Genomic DNA, 19,821 nt, shown 5'->3' on the forward strand with positions numbered 1-19,821 from the left:
GAATGCAGGATTTGCGTACGCCATTTGTTCTTTGTGGGAGCCGGGCTTGCCCGCGATTCAGGCACCTCGTTCCATCTGGATGACCGAAGTGCTGCCATCGCGAGCAAGCCCGCTCCCACAAAACCCGGTCACTGCCACCCACCTCCCAACACCTTGTACAAGGTCACCCGGTTGCTCTGCTCGGCCAAACGCAGGGTAATCAGGTCCTGCTCGGCGCTGTACAGCGAACGCTGCGACACCAGCGCTTCGAGGAAGCTCTGCGAGCCGCCCCGGTACAACGCATCCGACAGCTCGTAGCTTTTACGACTGGCATCGGTCAATGCCTGCTGCGCCGCCAGGCGCTGGTCCAGGGTGCTGCGTACCGCCAGTGCATCGGCCACTTCCTTGAACGCGGTCTGCAGGGTCTGCTGATAGGTCTGCACCTGGATCTCGCGTTCCACCTTGGCTGAGTCCAGCGTAGCCCGATTACTGCCAGCGTCGAAGATCGGCAGGCTGATACTCGGGGCAAAGCTCCAGGCACCGCTGCCGGCCTTGAACAGGCTCGACAGGCTGGTGCTGGCCGAACCTGCACCGGCGGTCAGGGTAATGCTGGGGAAAAACGCCGCGCGCGCTGCGCCGATATCGATATTGGCCGACTGCAGGGTGTGCTCGGCGGCGAGTACGTCCGGGCGACGCTGCAACAACGTCGACGGCAACTCGGCGGGTACCTGCACCAGCATCGCCGCTGATTCCAGGCTATCACCCGGCAGCAGCGTGTCCGGGATGTCGCTGCCCACCAGCAGGCGCAACGCATTCTGATCTTGCAGCACCTGGCTGGCGTACTCGGCTACATCGACCCGCGCCGATTCCACGGTGGTTTGCGCCTCAGACACCGCCAGCCCCGATGAACCGCCCAAACCATGGCTGCGCCGGGTCAGTTCGTAGGTGGACTGCTGGCTGGCCAGCGTCTCTTGTGCCAACTTCAGACGCTCATTGTCCGCCGCCAACGTCAGCCACGCGGTGCCCACTTCAGCGACCAGACTGATCTGGGTGCTGCGCCGGGTTTCGGTCAGCGCCAGATAGGCTTGCAGTGCTTCGTCCTGAAGGTTTTTAACCCGGCCGAACACGTCCACTTCGTAGCTGCTCAGTCCCAGTTCGGCGCTGTAGCTGTGACTGGTGCTGCTGTTGGCCCGGCTGGAACTGCCGCTGACACTGGCATCGATCCCCGGAAATGACGCCGCCCGCTGGATCCGGTATTGCGCCTGGGCCTTTTCGATATTCAGGCTGGCCAGGCGCAGGTCGCGGTTATTGGCCAGGGCCAGGGTCTGCAACTGCGCCAGGCGCGGATCGGTGAAAAATTGCTGCCATTGAATATCGGCCGCCACCTGCCCTTTGGGCGTAGCGGTGCCCGGCAACCACTGCTCAGCCACCGGTGCTTGCGGGCGTTCGTATTCGGGCGCCAGATTGATGCAGCCGCCCAGCAGCGCAAGAACGGCCACCAGTGGCCAATGAAAGCGACTCATGCTTCACCTGTACGGTCAGAGGTGGTCGTCGAAACGCGGCTGAAACGGCGGCGAATCAACACGAAGAACAGCGGCACAAAGAAGACCCCCAGCACCGTGGCGCTGAACATGCCGCCCAGCACGCCGGTGCCGATGGCCTGACGCCCTGCAGACCCCGCACCCGTGCTCAAGGCCAGGGGCAGCACACCAAACATAAAGGCCAGCGAAGTCATCAAGATCGGCCGCAGGCGCTGGCGCACCGCGATCAGCGTGGCGTCGATCAAGCTGTTGCCCTGCTCTTGCAGGTGCTTGGCGAACTCGACGATCAAAATGGCGTTTTTCGCCGCCAGCCCCACGGTGGTCAACAACCCCACCTGGAAGTACACGTCATTGCTCAAACCGCTGAAACGGGTAGCCAACACCGCGCCCACCACGCCCAACGGCACCACCAGCATCACGGAGAATGGTACCGACCAACTCTCGTAGAGCGCCGCCAGGCACAGGAACACAAACAGCACCGAAATCGCATACAGCAGCGGCGCTTGCGAGCCGGACAGGCGAAGCTGATAGGACTGCCCCGTCCATTCGTAGCTGATGCCTTCGGGCAATTGCTTGATGATCGACTCCACGGCGTCCATCGCCACCCCGGAACTCACACCCGGTGCCGGATCGCCCACCACTTCCAGGGAGGAGCTGCCGTTGTAGCGTTCCAGCAGCGGCGAGCCATAGCTCCACGAACTGCTGGCGAACGACGAGAACGGCACCATTTCATCGTTGCTGTTGCGCACAAACCAGTGGTCCAGATCGGCCGCCTGCATGCGCGCCGAGGCCTCGCCCTGCACATAGACCTTTTTCACCCGGCCCTGATTGAGGAAGTCATTGACGTAAGTACCGCCCAGGGCAGTGGACAAGGTGGCGTTGATATCGCTGGTGGTCAGGCTCAGCGCCCCGGCCTTGCGGTCATCGATGCTGACCTTGAGTTGCGGCGTATCGTCCAGGCCATTGCTGCGCACGCCCTGCAGGCGCGGGTCCTGGCTGGCCAACTGGATAAACTGCTCGCGGGCAGCCACCAGGGCTTCGTGCCCCAGCCCGGCGAGGTCCTTGAGTTGCAGGTCAAACCCCGAACTCTGCCCCAGCCCGCGCACGGCAGGCGGTTGCATGACAAACACATTGGCATCGCCGATGCTCGACAATGCAAGGGTGGCACGCTGTGCGATAGAGGCCGAATCCTGGCCGGCACCGCTGCGTTCGCTCCAGTCCTTGAGGCGGATAAAGGCCCGCGCCGAGTTCTGGCTGTTACCGCCCATGCCCAGCCCGGAAATACTGATCATCGCCTCAACCTCTGGTTGCTCAAGCATGTAGCTCTCGAACTGCTTGAGCACCGCCTGGGTGCGATCGTCGGTGGCGCCTACCGGCAATTGCACCTGCGCCATAAGGATGCCCTGGTCTTCATCGGGCAAAAACGAGGTGGGCAACTTGGCGTAGCCCACCGCCATCGCCGCAACCACCAGCGCATAGATCACCAGGCTGCGCCCGCCCCGGCGCAAAATGCCGCCCACCTGTTTTTCATAAGCTGCAGCACTGCGTTCGAAGGTGCGGTTGAACCAGCCGAAAAATCCGCGCTGCGGGCCGTGCCCCTTGCCGTCAACCGGCTTGAGCAACGTTGCGCACAAGGCCGGGGTCAGGGTCATGGCCACCAACACCGACAGCACCATCGCCGAAACAATGGTCACGGAAAACTGCCGGTAGATAATCCCCGTGGAACCGCTGAAAAACGCCATGGGAATAAACACCGCGCTCAGCACCAGGGCGATGCCGACCAGCGCACTGGTGATCTCGTCCATCGACTGGCGCGTGGCTTCAAGGGGCGACAGGCCCTTTTCGCTCATCACCCGTTCGACGTTTTCCACCACCACAATGGCGTCATCCACCAACAGGCCGATGGCCAGGACCATCGCAAACATGGTCAGGGTGTTGATCGAATAGCCGAACACCGCCAGCACCCCGAAGGTGCCCAGCAACACCACCGGCACAGTGATCGCGGGGATCAGCGTGGCGCGAAAATTCTGCAGGAACAAAAACATGATCAGCACCACCAGCACGATGGCCTCGCCCAGGGACTTGACCACCTCTTCGATGGACAGGCTGACAAAGGGCGTGGTGTCGTAGGCAATCACGTTCTTGAGCTGCATTTCACTCGGGTAGTAAGGCTCCAGTTCGGCAAGCTTGGCCTTGACCGCTTCACCGACCTGCAACGCATTGGCGCCCGTGGCCAGTTGCACGCCCATGGCCGCAGCGGGCTTGCCGTTAAGGGCCGAATTGACGTCATAACTGTCACTGCCCAGCTCCACCGTGGCCACATCACCGAGCAACACCACGGCACCGGTGCTGGTGGACTTGACCACCACATTGCGAAACTCTTCGGCGGTTTGCAGTTTGCTGCGCGCACTGATGGTGGCGTTGAGTTGCTGGCTGGCCACAGCAGGCAAGGCACCCAACTGCCCGGCCGACACCTCGGTGTTTTGCGCCTCCAGGGCGGTGGTCACGTCAGAAGGCATAAGGGCGTATTTTTGCAGCAGCGCCGGGTCCAGCCAGATGCGCATGGCATAACCCGAGCCGAGCGTCTTAACCTCGCCCACACCGTCGATACGGCTGATGGAGTCGAGCAAGGTGCTGGAAATATAATCGCCGATCTGGGTGCCGGTAACGCTCGGGTTATCCGACGCCAGGGCCGCAATCATCAAGAAGTCCGAGCCACCCTTGGTCACCGTCAGGCCTTCACTTTGCACCGATGCCGGCAGGCGTGATTCCACCTGCTGGAGTTTATTTTGCACCTGCATCTGCGCCACATCGGGATCAGTGCCGGCCTCAAAGGTGAGGTTGATACTGGCGCTGCCTGCCGAGCTGCTCGATGCCGACATATAGGTCAGCTTGTCGATGCCGGTCATTTGCTGCTCGATGACCTGGGTCACCGAGTCCTCCACCGTCTTGGCCGATGCGCCGGTGTAGGTGGCGGCGATTTTCACCGTGGGCGGAGCGATATCCGGGTACTGTTCAAGGGGCAACTGGGTGATCGACATGGCCCCGGCCAGCATGATCACAATGGCGATCACCCAGGCGAAAATCGGTCGATCGATAAAGAAACGCGCCATGCTCAACCCTCCTGCGCAATGGCAGTGGGTGCGGCACGGGTCGGCAACGGCCGGGTTTCGCTGTTCTGCGCCAGGACCTCGTTGCCCACGCGGACCTTCTGCCCGCCTTCGACAATCACCTGGTCACCGGCATTCAGGCCGGCGGTCACCCACCACTGATTGCCCACGGCACGGTCAATGCTCACCACGCGCTGCTCGACCTTGCCGTCGACCACCACCAGCACCGAGGTCACGCCACTGGCGCTGCGGGTCACGGCTTTTTGCGGGATCAGGATGGCCTTGTCATCGGTAGCCTGGTCCAGCACGGCGCGTACATACATGCCGGGCAACAACAGGTGATCCGGGTTGGGGAACACGGCACGCAAGGTGACGGTGCCGGTGCCTTCAGTCACCGTCACGCCACTGACCTTGAGGCTGCCGGCGTGGTTATAGGTGCTGCCATCATCCAGCTTGAGCAGTACCGGCGCCTCAATCGCGCTGCTGCCCTGCAGGGCTCCGCTGGCCAGGTCGCGCTGGAGACGCAGCAGCTCGGTGGTCGATTGCGTCACGTCCACATAGATCGGGTCCAGCTGCTGCACGGTGGTCAGCGCGGTGTCCTGGCTGGCGACCACCAGTGCGCCGGGGGTCACTGTCGAGGTTTCAATGCGGCCACTGAGCGGCGAACTGATCCGCGTATAAGCCAGATTGATACGTGCGGTTTCGACATCGGCCAGCGCCACTTGCACATCGGCTTGGGCCGTTTGCAGCGCGACCTGGGCGTCTTCGTTGTCTTGTTGGCTGATGGCGTCGATCTTCGCCAGCTGCGCATCGCGCCGGGCGGTGGACTGCGCCGACTTGAGGGTGGCGCGAGCCTTGGCAGCGGTGGCCTGCATCTGCGCCAGGGCGGCCTTGTACGGCGCCGCGTCAATTTGATACAGCGCCTGCCCGGCCTTGACCTCGGCACCTTCGACAAACAGACGCTGCTGCACGATACCCCCCACCTGAGGGCGGATCTGGGCAACCATAAAGGCCTGGGTGCGACCGGCCAGCTCGGCGGTCAATGCCTGACGCTGGGGTTGCACAGTCAGCACTGACACCTTGGGTTTTTCGGCTACAGGAGCGGAGTCCCCTGCCGAGCAGCCGCTCAGCGCAAAAAGAACCAGCAAGGACACAACAACAGCGGCGGTTACCAGGGATTTGGTAAACAGTTTGATCGACATGGCGGCCTCTACAAGACAGTTGGCTGATGTCATGGTGCGAGGCAAATGTGCAGGAAAATTGAAGATTGCCCGCAAGCCTTGAATCTTCCCCGGCGCAGGGCCTAAATGAGCAGGCCATTTCGCCAGTAAGCCGAGCCGATGAAACTGAGTATCTCCACCAAACTGTTTATCGCCGTTCTGGCCAGCGTGCTGTTTGTGATCCTGAGCATGGGCCTGGCCACCAGCTGGAGTTTCACCCGCGGCTTTCTCGGCTACCTCAATGAGCAGGCGCTGGAGCGCATGGAGTCCGTGCAGCCGCGCATGGTCAGCGCCTGGCAGCGCGAAGGCAGTTGGGCGTTCTTGCGCCACAACCCGGAGCGCTGGTTCCAGCTGATGCGGCCTGACGCCGGGGATGAACCCAAACGCGGCGACCTGAAAAACCCGCTGCCCTCCGACCTGACCGGCGCGCTATTTCGCATCGCCCTGCTCGACCAGGACAAAAAACGTGTCACCGGCTACCCCTCGATTGGCGATGACGCCTTGCTGCGCCCGATTGACGTCGATGGCAAAACCGTCGGCTGGCTGGCCGTGACCCCGTTCCAGAGCGTGACCGAGGCCGGTGGCGAGCGGTTCCAGCAATATCAATTGCAAACCAGTTTGGGCGTGGGGGTTCTCTCGCTGCTGCTGGCCATGCTGATTGCCTGGTGGATTGCCCGCACCCTGCTCGATCCGGTCAAGCGCGTGGCCGCTGCCACCCACAAACTGGCCACCGGGGAATACAGCAACCGGGTGGCGGTCTCGTCCAATGACGAAGTCGGCCAACTGGCCCGCGACTTCAACCAGTTGGCCTACACCCTTGAGCGCAACGAAAAAATGCGCCGCGAATTTATGGCCGATGTGTCCCACGAACTGCGTACACCGTTGTCGATTCTGCGCGGTGAACTGGAGGCCATCGAGGACGGTGTGCGCACCCTCGACCACAGCTCGATGAAATCCCTGCAGGGCGAAGTCGGCATGCTCAGCAAGTTGGTGGACGACCTGTATGAGCTGTCATTGGCCGATGTCGGCGCCCTCACCTACCGTAAAAGCCAGTGTGACCTCAACGACCTGTTGCAGACCTCGGTGGCCATGTATCAGGAACGCTGCAACGCAGCCGGGTTGAGGGTCGAGTTGCGACTCCCAGCCGGCCCGCTGCTGCTGGAGGCTGATGCCAAGCGCCTGCAACAGCTGTTTGGCAACTTGCTGGAAAACGCCGTGCGCTATACCGATGCTGGCGGCTTGCTGTTGATCAGCGCTTCCCTGGAGGATGAAAACATTCTGGTCAGCCTGATGGACTCCGGCCCCGGCGTCGACCCGCAGCAATTGCCGCGTCTGTTCGAGCGTTTCTATCGCGGCGAAGCCTCGCGCAACCGTGCCAGTGGCGGCGCCGGGCTGGGGCTGGCGATCTGTCACAGCATCGTGCTGGCCCACGGCGGCAGCCTGACAGCCGACCACTCCCCCCTGGGCGGCCTGTGGCTCAGCCTGCGCCTGCCGCGCAAGGTGTAAGCATGGACACTATTCTGATCGTTGAAGATGAGCCCAAACTGGCCGCATTGATGCACGACTACCTGAGCCTTGCCGGGTACACCGTGCAGTGCCTGGACAACGGCCTGGAGGTGGTGCCGTGGGTGCGCAGCCATGCGCCGAGGTTGATCCTGCTCGACCTGATGCTACCCGGCCGCGACGGCCTGGACATCTGCAGGGAGCTGCGCGGTTTCAGCGCAATACCGGTGATCATGATCACCGCTCGCGTAGAAGAAGTGGACCGCCTGCTGGGGCTGGACCTGGGTGCCGACGACTATATCTGCAAGCCGTTCAGCCCGCGTGAAGTGGTGGCCCGGGTCAAGGCCATCCTGCGTCGCAGCCCGCAGTTAGAGCAGGTAGCCCAGGCCCGCCTGCAGATCGACGAAGCGCAGTACCGTGCCTCGTTCGATGGCGTGGCGCTGGACCTGACGCCTGTAGAACTGCGCCTGCTCAACACCTTCGCCCGCGCCCCGGGGCGGGTATTTTCCCGTGACCAGTTACTGGACAAACTTTACTCCGACCACCGCGTGGTCACCGACCGCACGGTGGACAGCCACATCCGCAACCTGCGGCGCAAACTGGCCCAGGCCAGCCCGGGGCATGACCCGATCCAGTCTTTGTATGGGGTGGGCTACAAGCTGGAGTTGTAATGGCAAGCAAGCTCCCACAAATAAAGGGGGCAAACCTCAGTTTTGGCGAACACTGCAGTACCTGTGGGAGCTGGCTTGCCTGCGATGCAAGCGACGCGGTGTTTGAGTTAAACCGCGTCGATGCCATCGCGAGCAAGCCCGCTCCCACAATAAAAGGGGTAAACCGCAGTTTTGGTGAACACCACAATAATGCGATTCACCCGATCAGCGCTGACCGCCGTGCTGACCGCCGCCATGACCGCCGCCACCGCCACCGCCGCCTGGCGGCATAAACATCCAGCAGCCTGACAAGGCCGACACCGCAACCGCTACAACCAGTGCTTTAACAACAGACTTCAATTTCATGACCGACCGCTCATTTTCAACAGGGAAATAACGCCGCCCTTATACCAGTGCCGGCCAGGCCTGAAGCAAAGGTTTACCCAACTTTACAGTGCCCACCCTGTGGGAGCGGGCTTGCTCGCGATGGCATCGCAGTGATTCACCTGATAGACCGCAGCGTCTGTATCGCAGGCAAGCCAGCTCCCACAAAAATGCGGCTACGGATAAACCTCTAAGGCAGCGGATCAAATTTCAAATCCGCCAGCGACTGCACCTTGTCTTCACGCACCATCTTGTAAGGGGTATTCGGGCCAATCCAGCGATCCCAGATCGCATCGATTTCACCCGACGCTTCCATGCTCGCCAGCGCTTCATTGACCTTGTGCAAAAACGCCGGCTCACCCAGGCGCATGCCCGCGCCAATCGGCTCCAGGGCCATCGGTTCCTTGGCCAGCGCCAGTTGCACACCACTCTCCCCGGCCTGGTTGACCAGTTTGATCGCGGTCATGGTGTTGGTCACCAGCCCCACTACCTTGTTCTGCTGCAAGGCCATATAGGCCGAGCCCGTGTCCTGGAAGGTCACCGGGTTGGCGCCGGCGATGCGGATCGACTGCTCGGAGGTCGAACCCTTGGTGGAGCTGATGCGCTTGTCCTTGAAAAAACTTTTCGGTTGGTCGGCATTGACCGCACGCACCACCAGGGTTTCCTTGGCGATGTAGTACGGGTCGCTGAACTGGATCTGGTCGGCGCGGGTTTTGGTGTAGGCCAGGTTGGCGAAGATCAGGTCGACGCGGCCCATTTTCACTTCGGCAATCCGCGCTTCCACCGACATCGGCTTGAGCTGCAGCTCCACGCCCAGGGTCCTGGCCAGGGCCTTGCACAGGTCCACGTCCATGCCCACCAGCTCGCGGCTGACCGGGTCCGGCGCGGAGAACGGCGGCACGTCGGCATACACGCCGCAGTCCAGGGATTTTTTGCTCATCACGTCGCTCAATTGATCGGCCTGGGCCATTGCGCAGGTCAGGGTACTCAGCGCCAGCGTGACCAACAGTTGCTTTATCGCCATAACAACACTCCTCAAAGGAACAACGTTCAATGCGCCCGCAGGTCAGCGATAAAGCGCTGGGCCCGGGGGTGCGACGGCTGATTGAAAAACGCTTCGGGCGCGCTCTTTTGCAGGATCTGACCTGCATCCATAAACCAGATGGTATCGGCCACTTCACGGGCAAAATTCATCTCGTGGGTCACGCACATCATGGTCATGCCGTCCTTGGCCAGGCCTTTCATCACGCTCAGCACTTCACCGACCATTTCCGGGTCCAGGGCGCTGGTGGGCTCATCAAACAACATCACCGGCGGCTCCATCGCCAACGCCCGGGCAATCGCCACCCGCTGTTGCTGGCCGCCAGACAATTGCGCCGGATAGGCCCCGGCCTTGTGTGCCAGGCCCACGCGGTCGAGCAATTGCATGGCCTGCTCGCGGGCTGCCGCGCCCTTGAGGTTGCGCAGTTTGGTCGGCGCCAGAATGATGTTTTCCAGCACCGACAAGTGCGGGAACAGGTTGAAGCTCTGAAACACAAACCCCACCCGGCTGCGCAGGCGGTTGAGGTTGGCATCGGTGCCACTGACATCCTGGCCGTCGAACAGAATCTGGCCTTTCTGGATGTCTTCCAGGCGGTTGACGGTGCGGATCAGGGTCGACTTGCCGGAGCCCGAAGGCCCGCACAGCACCACCACTTCACCCGGCTTGACCTCGGCGGTGATGTCCGTGAGGGCGTGATAGTCGCCGTACCATTTGTTGATATTGGAAAACATGATCATCGGATGCATGGACGCAGCCCTCTTCAATTATCAGTAGCCAGTACGGCGCCGGGCGTTGCGGTTTGCACCCCCGAACCCAGGCGCTTGCGGGCAATGCGGCGCTCCACCCAGCCGGCCAGTTGGGTCAGGCCGAAGCACAGCAGGTAATAGATCACCGCCAGGATCAGGAACACCTGGAACGGTTTGGTCAGCAGTTGGTTATTGACCTGGTTGGCAGCGAAGGTCAGTTCCTGGACGTTGATCACATAGCCCAGGGAGGTTTCCTTGATGATCGAAATAAACTGGCTGATCAGGCTGGGCAGCGTGTTGTACAAGGCCTGCGGCAAGATCACCCAGATCGTGGTGCGCAGATAGCCAAAGCCCAGGGCCCGCGAGGCTTCGTACTGCCCCGCTGGCAGGGCCTGGATGCCACCGCGAATGATTTCGCACAGGTAGGCACTCTGGTAGATCACCAGGGTGCAGAGCATGGTCATGAAACCGGTGATGTTGTGGCCCAGCAGCAAGGGCACCAGAAAGTAGGTCCAGAAAATCACCATCAGCAGCGGGATGCCGCGCAGCACATAAACCCAGACAGTCGCCGCCCAGCGCAGGCCCTTCCACGGTGACACCCGCGCCAGCGCCAGCAACAGGCCGCAGGGGAACGCCAGCACCAGGGCCAGCACCGCCAGAATCAGCGTATTGGCCAGCCCGCCCAACGGGCCGTGGGGGTATTGGCCGATCAGAAACAGCGTCCAGTTGTTCTGCAGGATCGAAACAATATCGAACATGGCCGCTTACCTCGCCAACGCTTTGTTGAAGTGGCGCGCCAGCAGTGCGCCGCCGCCCATCAACAGCAGTGAAAAAACCAGATACACCACGGTGGCAACCAGATAAGACTCGAACGCGCGGAAGGTGTAGTTCTCGACTTCGCGGGTGGCGTAGGTCAGCTCCACCACGCCAATGGCCATAGCCAGGCTGGTGTTCTTGAACAGCAACACGGTGTGGTTGATCAGTGAAGGCAGGCAGTTGCGCACACCCTGGGGCAGGATCACGTAGCGCATCGAGCGGATATAGCCCAAGCCCAAGGCCCGCGAGGCTTCGGTCTGGCCGCCGGGAATGGCGCGCAGACCGCTGCGGATGTCCTCGCAAAAGTACGCGGCCTGGCACAGCCCCAGGGCAATCACCGAAAACAGAAACTCGGTGTTGTAGTTGGCCAGCGCCATCTGGGTGGATTCGCTGAGCAGGTTGGGCACACCGAAATACCACATCATCAACTGCACCAGGGTCGGCACATTACGGTGGTAAGACACGTACGCCGCCACCAGGCGGTCGGCGATTTTATTGCCGGTCAGGCGCACGGTGACCAGCACCAGTGCCAGCGCCATTGCCAGCAGCCAGGCATACAGCGCCAGCTGCAGGGTTGTTTCGATGCCCTTGACGATCAGCTCGGCGTATTCGCCTCGCAGCACCGCGGCCAAATCGAAGTCATGCGTCATGGTCATTCCCCATCGACAGTGGGATGAGGGCAGAAAAAAAACGTCAGTTTCAACCCTGACGCAGGTACGGCAACGACGGATGATTCCGTTCTGTTTTGGGGTGCAGCCTTAACCCTGGTAGCCCTCGGGGCGCGCGGTGGACAGGCCGCCGGGTACTTGCAGGGTGGGGGTGATTTCCATATGGCCGATATTCACCGCAATCGGCGCGGCAATGGCGAAGGCAATGGCATCGGCGATGTCCTTGGCCTGGGGCAATTCGAAGCCTTCGACAAAGCGCTTGTAGGTGGCTTCGGAGTCGCCATGCACATGGGCAAAAATGTCGGTCGACACTCGTCCCGGGCAGATTTCGGTGACCCGCACGCGCTTGCCGAAGGCATCGATGCGCAGTTGTTTGGAGAGCATGCTTACCGCGGCCTTGGTCGCGTGATAGGTGGAGTTGCCGCCGAAGTTATAGGCCGCGGCAATCGAGCTGATATTGATGATATGCCCGCAGTCGCGCTCGACCATGCCCGGCAACGCCAGGCGCGACAGGTGCAGCACGGCGCGCAGGTTGACGTCGATCAACAGGTCGATGCCTTCGGCGTCGGCCTTGAGGATCGAGCCCGGACGGTCGACACCGGCGTTGTTGACCACAATGTCGAAGCGCTGGCGGGCAAACAGCGCGGTCAGCCCGGCCAGGTCCGTTACGTCGATGGCATGGGCGATACAGCCGGTTTTGGCGGCCAGCTCGGCCAGCTTGTCGGCGCTGCGGGCCAGGGCGTGGACTTCTACGCCTTCCTGGCACAAACGTTCGACAACCGCTGCACCGATACCCGAAGAAGCGCCGGTGACCAGCGCGGTTTTGTAGTCTGCAAATGGCATAAATCGTTCCCTGTGTGGCGGGGCAGTTCAGTTAAGGCTGCTGGTGACTTCGACTCTATCCAGCCCTGAGCCCGGTCACCAAGACGCAATGGTTGTGAGGCAATAAGCCTTGCTTATGACCTAGTTCAATAGCCGGGAAATGGGCGTAATCCGCCCCCCACCCTGCTCGATTTCGCGGCGAATGGTGCGCGCCAGTTCCACCGCGCCGGCGGTGTCACCGTGCAGCAGGATCGAGTGCGCAGGTACGGCCAGGCGCTTGCCGTTGAGGCTGGTGACGGTGCCCTCCTCCAGCAACTGGCGGACCCGCTGCAACACCTGCACAGGCTCCTTGATCACCGAGCCTGTGACCGAGCGTGGCACCAGCAGGCAATCATCGTCATAGGCGCGGTCGGCGAGAAAGGTGGTGGCCACCCGCAAGCCGTTTTTGTCGGCAGCCGCTTCAATCGCCCGGCTGCTCGACGAGCTGATGATCAGCCGCGAGTCGAAGGCCGCCACGGCCGCCACCAGCGGCCCGGCCAGCTCGGCATCCGCCGCAACCCGATTGCCCAGCGCACCGTGAAAGCTCATATGGGTCATGAGGTGGCCGTTGACCGCCGCGATGCCCGCCAGCGCGCCAAGCTGGTAAACCACCAGCGCCGTGAGTTCCTTGAGGTCGATGTTCATCTGCCGCCGGCCAAAGCCCACCAGGTCGGGGAAACCGACATGGGCACCCACATCAATGCCGCCGGCCCTGGCCATGCGCACCGTGTTGTCCATGATCAACGGGTCACCGGCATGCATACCGCAGGCGACGTTGGCCGACGACACCAGCGTCAGTAGCGCTTCGTCTTCGCCCATGCGCCACGGGCCGAAGCCCTCGCCCAGATCGGCGTTCAAATCAATCCTCATGACGCCACCTCCAGTTGCATGATGGCTTCGCCGTAACCCACCGTTGCGCCGTGCTGCAACAGCACCTGGCAGATGTGCCCGGCTTGAGGGCTGCGCACGGGCAACAGCAGGTCGCCCACTTGCAGCAGCGCCACGATCTGGCCCTTGTCCACATGGTTGTCTTCTGCGATCAGCACTTGTGGCTGATCAGGGTGGCTGAGCAGCAACTGGCCAAGGCCACGGGTGCGGATCGGCACCTGATTGGCAGGCGTCGCCAACTCAATCGATTCGTGCGCCGCGACGCTTTCAAGGTGGCGCTTGAGCACCAGCTGCACGCCCGGCCGTTGCAGTTCCACACCACCCAGACCGGCCTCGCTCAACCACCGCGCCAATTGGCGAATTTCTTCATTGCTCATGGGTCAGTGTCCTTGGCGCGGGGCCATGCGGTGAAGGTCAATCAAGCGGGCGACTTCTTCGAGGTAGCGCCGATTGTCGTCCAGGGCGTCGAGTGCTTCGGGGTAGCTGCAGTGGATAAAGCGCACCTTGCTGCCGACCGGGGCCTGGCCCAATCGCCACAGGTCAGCTTCGATTACCGTGCCAAATTTCGGGTAGCCACCGCTGGGCTGGGCATCGCGCATCTGGATAATCGGCTGACCGCCGTGGGGCACCTGAATCACGCCGGGGACGATGCCGTGGGAGCGGATTTCCATCGGCGCGACCGGCACCAGCGGCGTGCCTTCCAGGCGATAGCCGTAGCGATTGCTCTGCCCGGTGATTTTCCAGTCGTCAGCCCAGAAGGCGTTGCGCGAGTCTTCAACAAAGCATTCATATTCGGCCGCAGGCAATACGCGCATGGCCGGCATACCGTCGCAGTGCAGCGCCAGTGCCTGACTGGGCGCGATCACGCCGAAGTCCACCGGCCCCTCGCTCAGCCCCGGACGTGCCGCCGCCAGCCGGTCGCCCTGTTGCAAGGCGCGGCCTTCGAAGCCACCAAACTCGCCGCGCAATTGGGTGCTGCGTGAGCCCAGCACTTGCGGCACATCCACCCCGCCCGCCAGGCACAGATAGGCGCGGCTGCCGGACGTGGGGTAACCGAGGCTGAGCACTTGGCCTTCGCGGCCCTGCATCACCCAGTACGGCAGCAGTGGCTGGCCATCCAGGGTGGCCTCACCCGCCGCGCCGGTCACGGCGAAGGCACAGTCCTGAATAAAGCGCACCTCGAACGGAAACAGCGGAATTTCGATGGCGGCTGCGCCTTCGGGGTTGCCCAGCAGCAGGTTGCCAACCGCCAGCGCCAAGTGGTCCATCGCGCCGCTGGTGCCGACGCCGTAACCCAGGCTGCCGGAGCGACCGGTGTCTTGCACGGTGGCGAGGGCGGTCGCTGAAATGATCTCGATCATCGGATGATCCTCTCGATGCGAAAGCGCAATTGGTCGCCCGGCCGCAGGATGGCCGGAGGGTTCTGGGTCGGGTCGAAGAACGCCATCTCGGTACGGCCGATGGTGTTCCAGCCGCTGGGACCTGCCGAGGCCGAAACACCGGTCTGCACACCGCCGATCGACACCGCCCCGGCGCCGATATTGAGCACCGGCACTTGCCGGCGCGGGGTTGCCAGGCGCCCGTCCATGCCACCGAGGTAGCAGTAGCCGGGGTGGCTGCCCAAGGCATACACCGGGTACAACGGCTCGCTATGCAGATGGGCGATGGTGTCGATATCCAGCCCGGTGTGCTCAACCACATCCTGCATATGCGGGCCATGCTCACCGCCGTACACCACCGGCAGTTCGATAATGCGACCTTCCAGCGCCAGCGGCGTGCTTTGCTCCCACGCCTGCAGCAAGCGCTCACGCAACCCGGCAAGGTCGCGGGGTGGCGTGCGGAAGGTGAGCATCAGGTTGTTCATGCCGGGCACGGCCTCGTCGATCTCGGGCCATTGCGCGGCCTGTAAAGCCAGGCTCCAGAGGTGTTGCTGCGGGGCCAGCGCCAGCGCCCCCGGTGCTTCGAACAGCAGGGCCGTAGAGCCCAGCAAACTGATCACGGGTTGCTCGCTCATGCCGGACTCCTGTGTTGCAGCCAGTGTTCCAGGTGATGAATATCCACGCCGCCGGCGCAGAACGCCGGATCGTCGAGTATTGCCAGATGCAGCGGGATATTGGTGGTAATGCCTTCCACGCACATTTCCCCCAGGGCCAGACGCATACGGGCCAGGGCTTCGTCGCGGGTGGCGCCGTGGGTGATGACCTTGGCCACCATCGAGTCGTAATAAGGCGGCACGCGGTAGCCGGTTGTGACATGGGAATCGACCCGCACACCAAAGCCGCCCGGCACTTCCCAGCGCTGCACCAGCCCCGGCGTGGGCATAAAAGTCTGCGGGTCTTCGGCGTTGATCCGGCACTCCAGCGAATGGCCGTTGAGCTGCACATCTTCCTGGCGCAGGCTCAGCACCTCACCCCGGGCCATGCGCAGTTGCTGCTGCACGATGTCGATGCCGGTGGTCATTTCCGTGACCGGGTGCTCGACCTGCAAACGGGTGTTCATCTCGATAAAAAAGAACTCGCCGTCTTCATACAAAAACTCGAAGGTGCCCACCCCGCGGTAGCCGATCTGCCGGCAGGCGGCGGCGCAACGCTCGCCCACATTGGCGATCAGTTGCGGGTCGATACCCGGCGCCGGGGCTTCCTCCAGCACTTTCTGGTGACGGCGTTGCAAGGAACAATCGCGGCCCCCCAGCCAGACCGCATGGCCGTAGGCATCACAGAGCACCTGAATTTCGACATGGCGCGGGTGGTCGAGGAATTTTTCGATATACAGTTCGGGATTGCCAAACGCCAACCGCGCTTCTTCACGGGTCAGGTTGATGGCTTCGATCAGGTCGTGTGCCTGCCTCACCACGCGCATGCCGCGCCCGCCACCACCGCCGGCGGCCTTGACGATTACCGGGTAACCGATGTCGCGGGCAATGGCCTGGATGCTCGCCTCATCGGTGGGCATTACCGAATCGGGCCCGGGCACGCAGGGCACGCCGGATTCGCGCATGGCTCGCTTGGCCGCGACCTTGTCGCCCATCGTGCGGATGCAAGCGGCGCTGGGGCCGATAAACGTCAGCCCGGCGGCTTCGACGCGCTCGGCAAAACCGGCGTTTTCCGATAGGAAACCGTAACCCGGATGGATCGCCTGAGCACCGCTGACCTTGGCCGCAAACAGCAAGGCGGCCTGGTTCAGATAGCTCTGGCCTGGCGCCGCAGGGCCAATGCACAGGGCCTGATCGGCATTTTTCACATACTGCGCGTCGCGGTCGGCTTCAGAATGCACCACCACGGTTTTAATCCCCAACCCCTGGCAGGCACGCTGTATACGCAGGGCGATTTCGCCACGGTTGGCGATCAGTACTTTGTCGAACATGGCATTCACCTGAAAGCTAAAGGGCCTGGATCAGCCGAGACGAAACAGCGTCTGGCCAGCGTCAACTTCGTTACCACCCTGGACGAGGATCTCGCTGATCTGCCCGGCGTTCTTGGCCTTGACCGGATGAAACATCTTCATCGCCTCGATAATGGCCACGGTTTGCCCCGCCTCGACTTGCGCGCCGACCGTGACAAAAGGCGGTTCACCGACCGCCGGGGTGAGGTGCAGAACGCCGTAGAGGCTGGACTTGATTTCACCCTCCGCCACAGCGGCCGTCGCCTTGGGTCGTGGCGCTGCGGGCGGGCGCTCGCTGACCACCGGGGGCACGAGCTGCACGGTGCCCGCCTGCTTGTACAGGCGCACCGTGGTGTCGCCTTCGGTCAGGCTCAGTTCGAGCAGATCGGATTCGGCGAGCAACTCCATCAGCCCCTTGATGCGTTCTGAATCCATACATGGCCCCTTGCTTCGAGCGTGTCTAAGTAGATGGGGCCAATGTAGCGAGGCGGGCAAAACCCGGCCAAGACGCTTTGACTGTGGGGTAATAAGCCGCCCTTATGACCCCTTCAGATCAGGCTGCCGCGCATCTGCGCCACCAGTTCCAGGATGATTGCCTTGACTGCCTGCGCGGGCACTGACAACGGCAAATGCCCCGACAGACACAGGGCCAGCGGCGCTTCGACTTCAGGTTCGACGATGCGGCACATCTGCAAATCGCCACTGCCCAGCATTACTCGCGCCGACGATTCGGGGAGGATGGTGCCGCCGAAATGCCCGGCGACGGCGGCGCTCAAGGTTGAGGGCGATTCGATCTCGGCCACTACCCGGGCACTGGCGCCGATGCGCACAAAAGCCTCGTCGACCAGGCGGCGAATGACGTTGTAGGGGCGCGGCATCAGCATGTCCATCGCGGCCAGTTCAGCCAGGGCAATCTGCTCGCGGCCCTTGAGCGCGGGGTCGGCCGTGACCAGGAACAGCGGCTCGCGCAGCAGCGAGACAAAGCTCAGGCCATGCACTTCGCGGCCGCCATAGAGCACGGCCATGTCCATGCGCCCGTTCATGATCAGCTCGCTGAGGGTGATGCCGTAGTTTTCGTTGAGGTACAGCACGATCCCGGGGTGGCGCTCACGCACTGCACGCAGCAAGGGCAAGGACAGCGCCGAGGCCGCCGTACCGGGCGCCAGGCCCACCGACACCTGCCCGGACAGGGCCTGCCCGCAGGTGTTGATATCGTTTTGCGCCTGCTCGCACTGGCGCAGGATCAACTGCGCGTGGCCGTACAACACCTTGCCCGCAGCGGTAGGCGTGACCCCGCGCTTGGTGCGGATCAGCAACTGCTGCTGCACCTCGGCTTCAAGGGTCGCCAGTTGCTGGCTCAAGGCGGGTTGAGCGATATGCAGCACATCGGCGGCCTGGGTCATGCTGCCGATATCCACCAGCTTCACGAAGTATTTCAAACGACGCAGATTCACGATGGCGATGCTCTTGTTTGAAAAAAAGGGGCATGACACAACACAACCTGTAGTCGCTGCCGAAGGCTGCGAGCGGATCACCGCGTATTCAAGAAAACGCTCTGCTCCGCAGAGCTTCGCAGCCTTCGGCAGCGACTACAGGTTGTGTTGATCGAGCATTTGCAAGACCCAGGCCAGGCCGCCGCCCAGGTATAAGCCCTGGTTATGGCACGCCAGCAGTGCCTTGCGCACCAATGCGGTGCCCGGCGCGCACCGTTTTAGCCATAAGCGCTACCTATCAGACCAGAACGATCTCGTCTTATGGCCACAGCCAACCCGCCTCGTACTGTAGGGCCACGTCCCTGTCATCCACGAGGAAACACCCGTGAGCACCTCCCGAATTTCCGCCCGTGTGCAACGCATCAAACCCTCACCCAGCAGTGCTGCGTCCGATCGCGCCAATGAACTGCGCCGGCAGGGCAAATCGATCATCAACCTGGTGGTCGGCGAACCGGACTTCGACACACCGGCGCACATTCGCGCAGCGGCCTGCACTGCCATAGAGCGCGGCGAAACCCGCTACACAGCGAACGCCGGCACCCCGCAGCTGCGCCAGGCCATTGTCGACAAGTTGCAGCGGGAAAACGGCCTGAGCTACGCAACCAGCCAGGTGCTGGTCACCAGCGGTGCGAAAAGCGCGATTTTTAATGCCTTTGCCGCGACCCTAGGCGCGGGCGACGAGGTGTTGATCCCGGCGCCCTACTGGGTGTCGTACCCGGACATGGTGCTGGCCTGCGAAGGCGAACCCGTGACCCTGGCCTGCCCCGAGGAGAACGCCTTCAAGCTGACCCCCGCACAACTGCGTGACGCTATTACCCCGCGTACCCGCTGGCTGCTGCTCAACTCGCCAAGCAACCCCACCGGCGCCAGCTACAGCGCCGCCGAGTTGCGGGCGCTGGCCGATGTGCTGCTCGACGCCCCCCATGTGCTGCTGATGACCGACGACATCTATGAGCACATCCGCTACGACGGCCTGGACAACCCGCATATCCTCGCCATCGAACCGACACTCAGCGACCGCACCCTGGTGGTCAACGGCGTGTCGAAAACCTACGCCATGACCGGCTGGCGCATCGGCTATGCCGCCGGGCCCGCGGATGTGATCGGCGCGATGGCCACCCTGCAATCGCAATCCACCAGCAACGCCTGTTCGGTGAGTCAGGCGGCCGCTGTCGAAGCGCTCAATGGCGACCAGCAGTTCGTCAAGGACAGCGTGCAGGTGTATCAGCAACGCCGTGACCGCTGCCTCGACTTGCTCAACGGGATTGATGGCCTGAGCTGTCGCAAGCCCGACGGAGCGTTCTACCTGTATGTGAATTGTTCGGGTTTGCTGGGCAAGACCACCCCGCAGGGCAAGCGCCTGGACAGCGATTACGATGTGGTCATGTACCTGCTGGAAAGCCAGGGCGTGGCCGTGGTGGCGGGCACCGCGTACGGGCTGGCTCCGTTTTTCCGCATGTCGATTGCGACCGCGCTGGACACCCTCGAACAGGGCTGTTCACGCATTGCCACTGCTGTCGCAGCCTTGAACTGAGGCCC

At 62.5% G+C, this 19,821-nt stretch carries 19 protein-coding genes; 3 read left to right on the forward strand and 16 right to left on the reverse strand.

Going from position 1 to position 19,821, the window contains the following annotated elements; all coding sequences use genetic code 11:
* Positions 1-128 precede the first annotated feature (128 nt).
* Genes BFC21_RS10535 through BFC21_RS10545 form a run of 3 tightly spaced genes read right to left on the reverse strand, consistent with a single transcriptional unit; the run spans position 129 to position 5,832 of the window.
* Positions 129-1,502, reverse strand: a complete 1,374-nt coding sequence (locus BFC21_RS10535) for an efflux transporter outer membrane subunit (protein WP_120266051.1) — start codon at positions 1,500-1,502, stop codon at positions 129-131.
* On the reverse strand, positions 1,499-4,633 hold the full coding sequence (locus BFC21_RS10540) for an efflux RND transporter permease subunit (RefSeq protein WP_120266052.1): 3,135 nt from the start codon (positions 4,631-4,633) through the stop codon (positions 1,499-1,501). The genes BFC21_RS10535 and BFC21_RS10540 overlap by 4 nt, the downstream gene beginning before the upstream one ends.
* 2 nt (positions 4,634-4,635) lie before the next feature.
* A complete protein-coding gene (locus BFC21_RS10545; RefSeq protein ID WP_088377868.1) occupies positions 4,636-5,832 on the reverse strand; it encodes an efflux RND transporter periplasmic adaptor subunit in 1,197 nt (398 codons plus the stop codon).
* Positions 5,833-5,970: 138 nt separating this feature from the next.
* Here BFC21_RS10545 and BFC21_RS10550 point away from each other — a divergent pair, with 138 nt between their 5' ends.
* Together BFC21_RS10550 and BFC21_RS10555 are read left to right on the forward strand one after the other, a co-directional pair.
* A complete protein-coding gene (locus BFC21_RS10550; protein ID WP_095004506.1) occupies positions 5,971-7,356 on the forward strand; it encodes an ATP-binding protein in 1,386 nt (461 codons plus the stop codon).
* 2 nt (positions 7,357-7,358) lie between these two features.
* Positions 7,359-8,024, forward strand: coding sequence for a response regulator (locus BFC21_RS10555; RefSeq protein ID WP_088377869.1), 666 nt, complete (start codon positions 7,359-7,361; stop codon positions 8,022-8,024).
* Between the two features lie 204 nt (positions 8,025-8,228).
* Here BFC21_RS10555 and BFC21_RS27180 read toward each other — a convergent pair whose 3' ends face one another.
* From BFC21_RS27180 to nac, 13 genes are all read right to left on the reverse strand, one after another.
* Positions 8,229-8,369 (reverse strand): hypothetical protein, encoded by a 141-nt coding sequence (locus BFC21_RS27180; protein WP_162939310.1) that lies wholly within the window; start codon positions 8,367-8,369, stop codon positions 8,229-8,231.
* Positions 8,370-8,577: 208 nt separating this feature from the next.
* Positions 8,578-9,411: an ABC transporter substrate-binding protein gene (locus BFC21_RS10565; protein ID WP_120266054.1), complete on the reverse strand. Its 834-nt coding sequence runs from the start codon at positions 9,409-9,411 to the stop codon at positions 8,578-8,580.
* Between the two features lie 26 nt (positions 9,412-9,437).
* Positions 9,438-10,166, reverse strand: coding sequence for an amino acid ABC transporter ATP-binding protein (locus BFC21_RS10570; protein ID WP_169869964.1), 729 nt, complete (start codon positions 10,164-10,166; stop codon positions 9,438-9,440).
* Between the two features lie 23 nt (positions 10,167-10,189).
* Positions 10,190-10,933: an amino acid ABC transporter permease gene (locus tag BFC21_RS10575; RefSeq protein WP_120266055.1), complete on the reverse strand. Its 744-nt coding sequence runs from the start codon at positions 10,931-10,933 to the stop codon at positions 10,190-10,192.
* Positions 10,934-10,939: 6 nt separating this feature from the next.
* Complete coding sequence (locus tag BFC21_RS10580; protein ID WP_095004510.1) at positions 10,940-11,641, reverse strand: amino acid ABC transporter permease; 702 nt, start codon at positions 11,639-11,641, stop codon at positions 10,940-10,942.
* Positions 11,642-11,749: 108 nt separating this feature from the next.
* Entirely contained in the window at positions 11,750-12,502 is a 753-nt protein-coding gene (locus tag BFC21_RS10585; RefSeq protein WP_095004511.1) for an SDR family oxidoreductase, read from the reverse strand.
* 120 nt (positions 12,503-12,622) lie between these two features.
* Complete coding sequence (locus BFC21_RS10590) at positions 12,623-13,390, reverse strand: LamB/YcsF family protein (protein WP_120266056.1); 768 nt, start codon at positions 13,388-13,390, stop codon at positions 12,623-12,625.
* A complete protein-coding gene (locus BFC21_RS10595; protein WP_095004513.1) occupies positions 13,387-13,785 on the reverse strand; it encodes a biotin/lipoyl-containing protein in 399 nt (132 codons plus the stop codon). Before BFC21_RS10595 ends, BFC21_RS10590 begins: the two co-directional genes overlap by 4 nt.
* 3 nt (positions 13,786-13,788) lie before the next feature.
* Entirely contained in the window at positions 13,789-14,769 is a 981-nt protein-coding gene (locus tag BFC21_RS10600) for a biotin-dependent carboxyltransferase family protein (protein WP_120266057.1), read from the reverse strand.
* A complete protein-coding gene (pxpB, locus tag BFC21_RS10605) occupies positions 14,766-15,422 on the reverse strand; it encodes a 5-oxoprolinase subunit PxpB (RefSeq protein WP_120266058.1) in 657 nt (218 codons plus the stop codon). The genes BFC21_RS10600 and pxpB overlap by 4 nt, the downstream gene beginning before the upstream one ends.
* Complete coding sequence (gene accC / locus BFC21_RS10610) at positions 15,419-16,771, reverse strand: acetyl-CoA carboxylase biotin carboxylase subunit (RefSeq protein WP_120266059.1); 1,353 nt, start codon at positions 16,769-16,771, stop codon at positions 15,419-15,421. Before accC ends, pxpB begins: the two co-directional genes overlap by 4 nt.
* 30 nt (positions 16,772-16,801) lie before the next feature.
* Positions 16,802-17,224, reverse strand: coding sequence for an acetyl-CoA carboxylase biotin carboxyl carrier protein subunit (locus BFC21_RS10615; protein ID WP_120266060.1), 423 nt, complete (start codon positions 17,222-17,224; stop codon positions 16,802-16,804).
* Positions 17,225-17,337: 113 nt separating this feature from the next.
* The gene (gene nac / locus BFC21_RS10620) at positions 17,338-18,243 is read right to left on the reverse strand and encodes a nitrogen assimilation transcriptional regulator NAC (RefSeq protein WP_095004625.1); all 906 of its coding nucleotides are present in this window, start codon (positions 18,241-18,243) and stop codon (positions 17,338-17,340) included.
* Positions 18,244-18,607: 364 nt separating this feature from the next.
* Here nac and BFC21_RS10625 point away from each other — a divergent pair, with 364 nt between their 5' ends.
* Positions 18,608-19,816, forward strand: coding sequence for an aspartate transaminase (locus BFC21_RS10625; RefSeq protein ID WP_120266061.1), 1,209 nt, complete (start codon positions 18,608-18,610; stop codon positions 19,814-19,816).
* Positions 19,817-19,821 lie beyond the last annotated feature (5 nt).

The organism is Pseudomonas sp. TMW 2.1634, assembly GCF_001703595.1.
Lineage (GTDB): Bacteria > Pseudomonadota > Gammaproteobacteria > Pseudomonadales > Pseudomonadaceae > Aquipseudomonas > Aquipseudomonas fragi.

Coding starts and splice junctions, on each gene's coding strand:
- BFC21_RS10555 (WP_088377869.1), top strand. CDS start 7,359: ATGGACACTATTCTGATCGTTGAAGATGAGCCCAAACTGGCCGCATTG.
- pxpB (WP_120266058.1), bottom strand. CDS start 15,422: ATGAGCGAGCAACCCGTGATCAGTTTGCTGGGCTCTACGGCCCTGCTG.
- BFC21_RS10615 (WP_120266060.1), bottom strand. CDS start 17,224: ATGGATTCAGAACGCATCAAGGGGCTGATGGAGTTGCTCGCCGAATCC.
- BFC21_RS10535 (WP_120266051.1), bottom strand. CDS start 1,502: ATGAGTCGCTTTCATTGGCCACTGGTGGCCGTTCTTGCGCTGCTGGGC.
- BFC21_RS10550 (WP_095004506.1), top strand. CDS start 5,971: ATGAAACTGAGTATCTCCACCAAACTGTTTATCGCCGTTCTGGCCAGC.
- BFC21_RS10585 (WP_095004511.1), bottom strand. CDS start 12,502: ATGCCATTTGCAGACTACAAAACCGCGCTGGTCACCGGCGCTTCTTCG.
- BFC21_RS10565 (WP_120266054.1), bottom strand. CDS start 9,411: ATGGCGATAAAGCAACTGTTGGTCACGCTGGCGCTGAGTACCCTGACC.
- BFC21_RS10600 (WP_120266057.1), bottom strand. CDS start 14,769: ATGATCGAGATCATTTCAGCGACCGCCCTCGCCACCGTGCAAGACACC.
- BFC21_RS10590 (WP_120266056.1), bottom strand. CDS start 13,390: ATGAGGATTGATTTGAACGCCGATCTGGGCGAGGGCTTCGGCCCGTGG.
- BFC21_RS10545 (WP_088377868.1), bottom strand. CDS start 5,832: ATGTCGATCAAACTGTTTACCAAATCCCTGGTAACCGCCGCTGTTGTT.
- BFC21_RS10575 (WP_120266055.1), bottom strand. CDS start 10,933: ATGTTCGATATTGTTTCGATCCTGCAGAACAACTGGACGCTGTTTCTG.
- accC (WP_120266059.1), bottom strand. CDS start 16,771: ATGTTCGACAAAGTACTGATCGCCAACCGTGGCGAAATCGCCCTGCGT.
- BFC21_RS10540 (WP_120266052.1), bottom strand. CDS start 4,633: ATGGCGCGTTTCTTTATCGATCGACCGATTTTCGCCTGGGTGATCGCC.
- BFC21_RS10595 (WP_095004513.1), bottom strand. CDS start 13,785: ATGAGCAATGAAGAAATTCGCCAATTGGCGCGGTGGTTGAGCGAGGCC.
- BFC21_RS10580 (WP_095004510.1), bottom strand. CDS start 11,641: ATGACGCATGACTTCGATTTGGCCGCGGTGCTGCGAGGCGAATACGCC.
- BFC21_RS10570 (WP_169869964.1), bottom strand. CDS start 10,166: ATGATCATGTTTTCCAATATCAACAAATGGTACGGCGACTATCACGCC.
- BFC21_RS27180 (WP_162939310.1), bottom strand. CDS start 8,369: ATGAAATTGAAGTCTGTTGTTAAAGCACTGGTTGTAGCGGTTGCGGTG.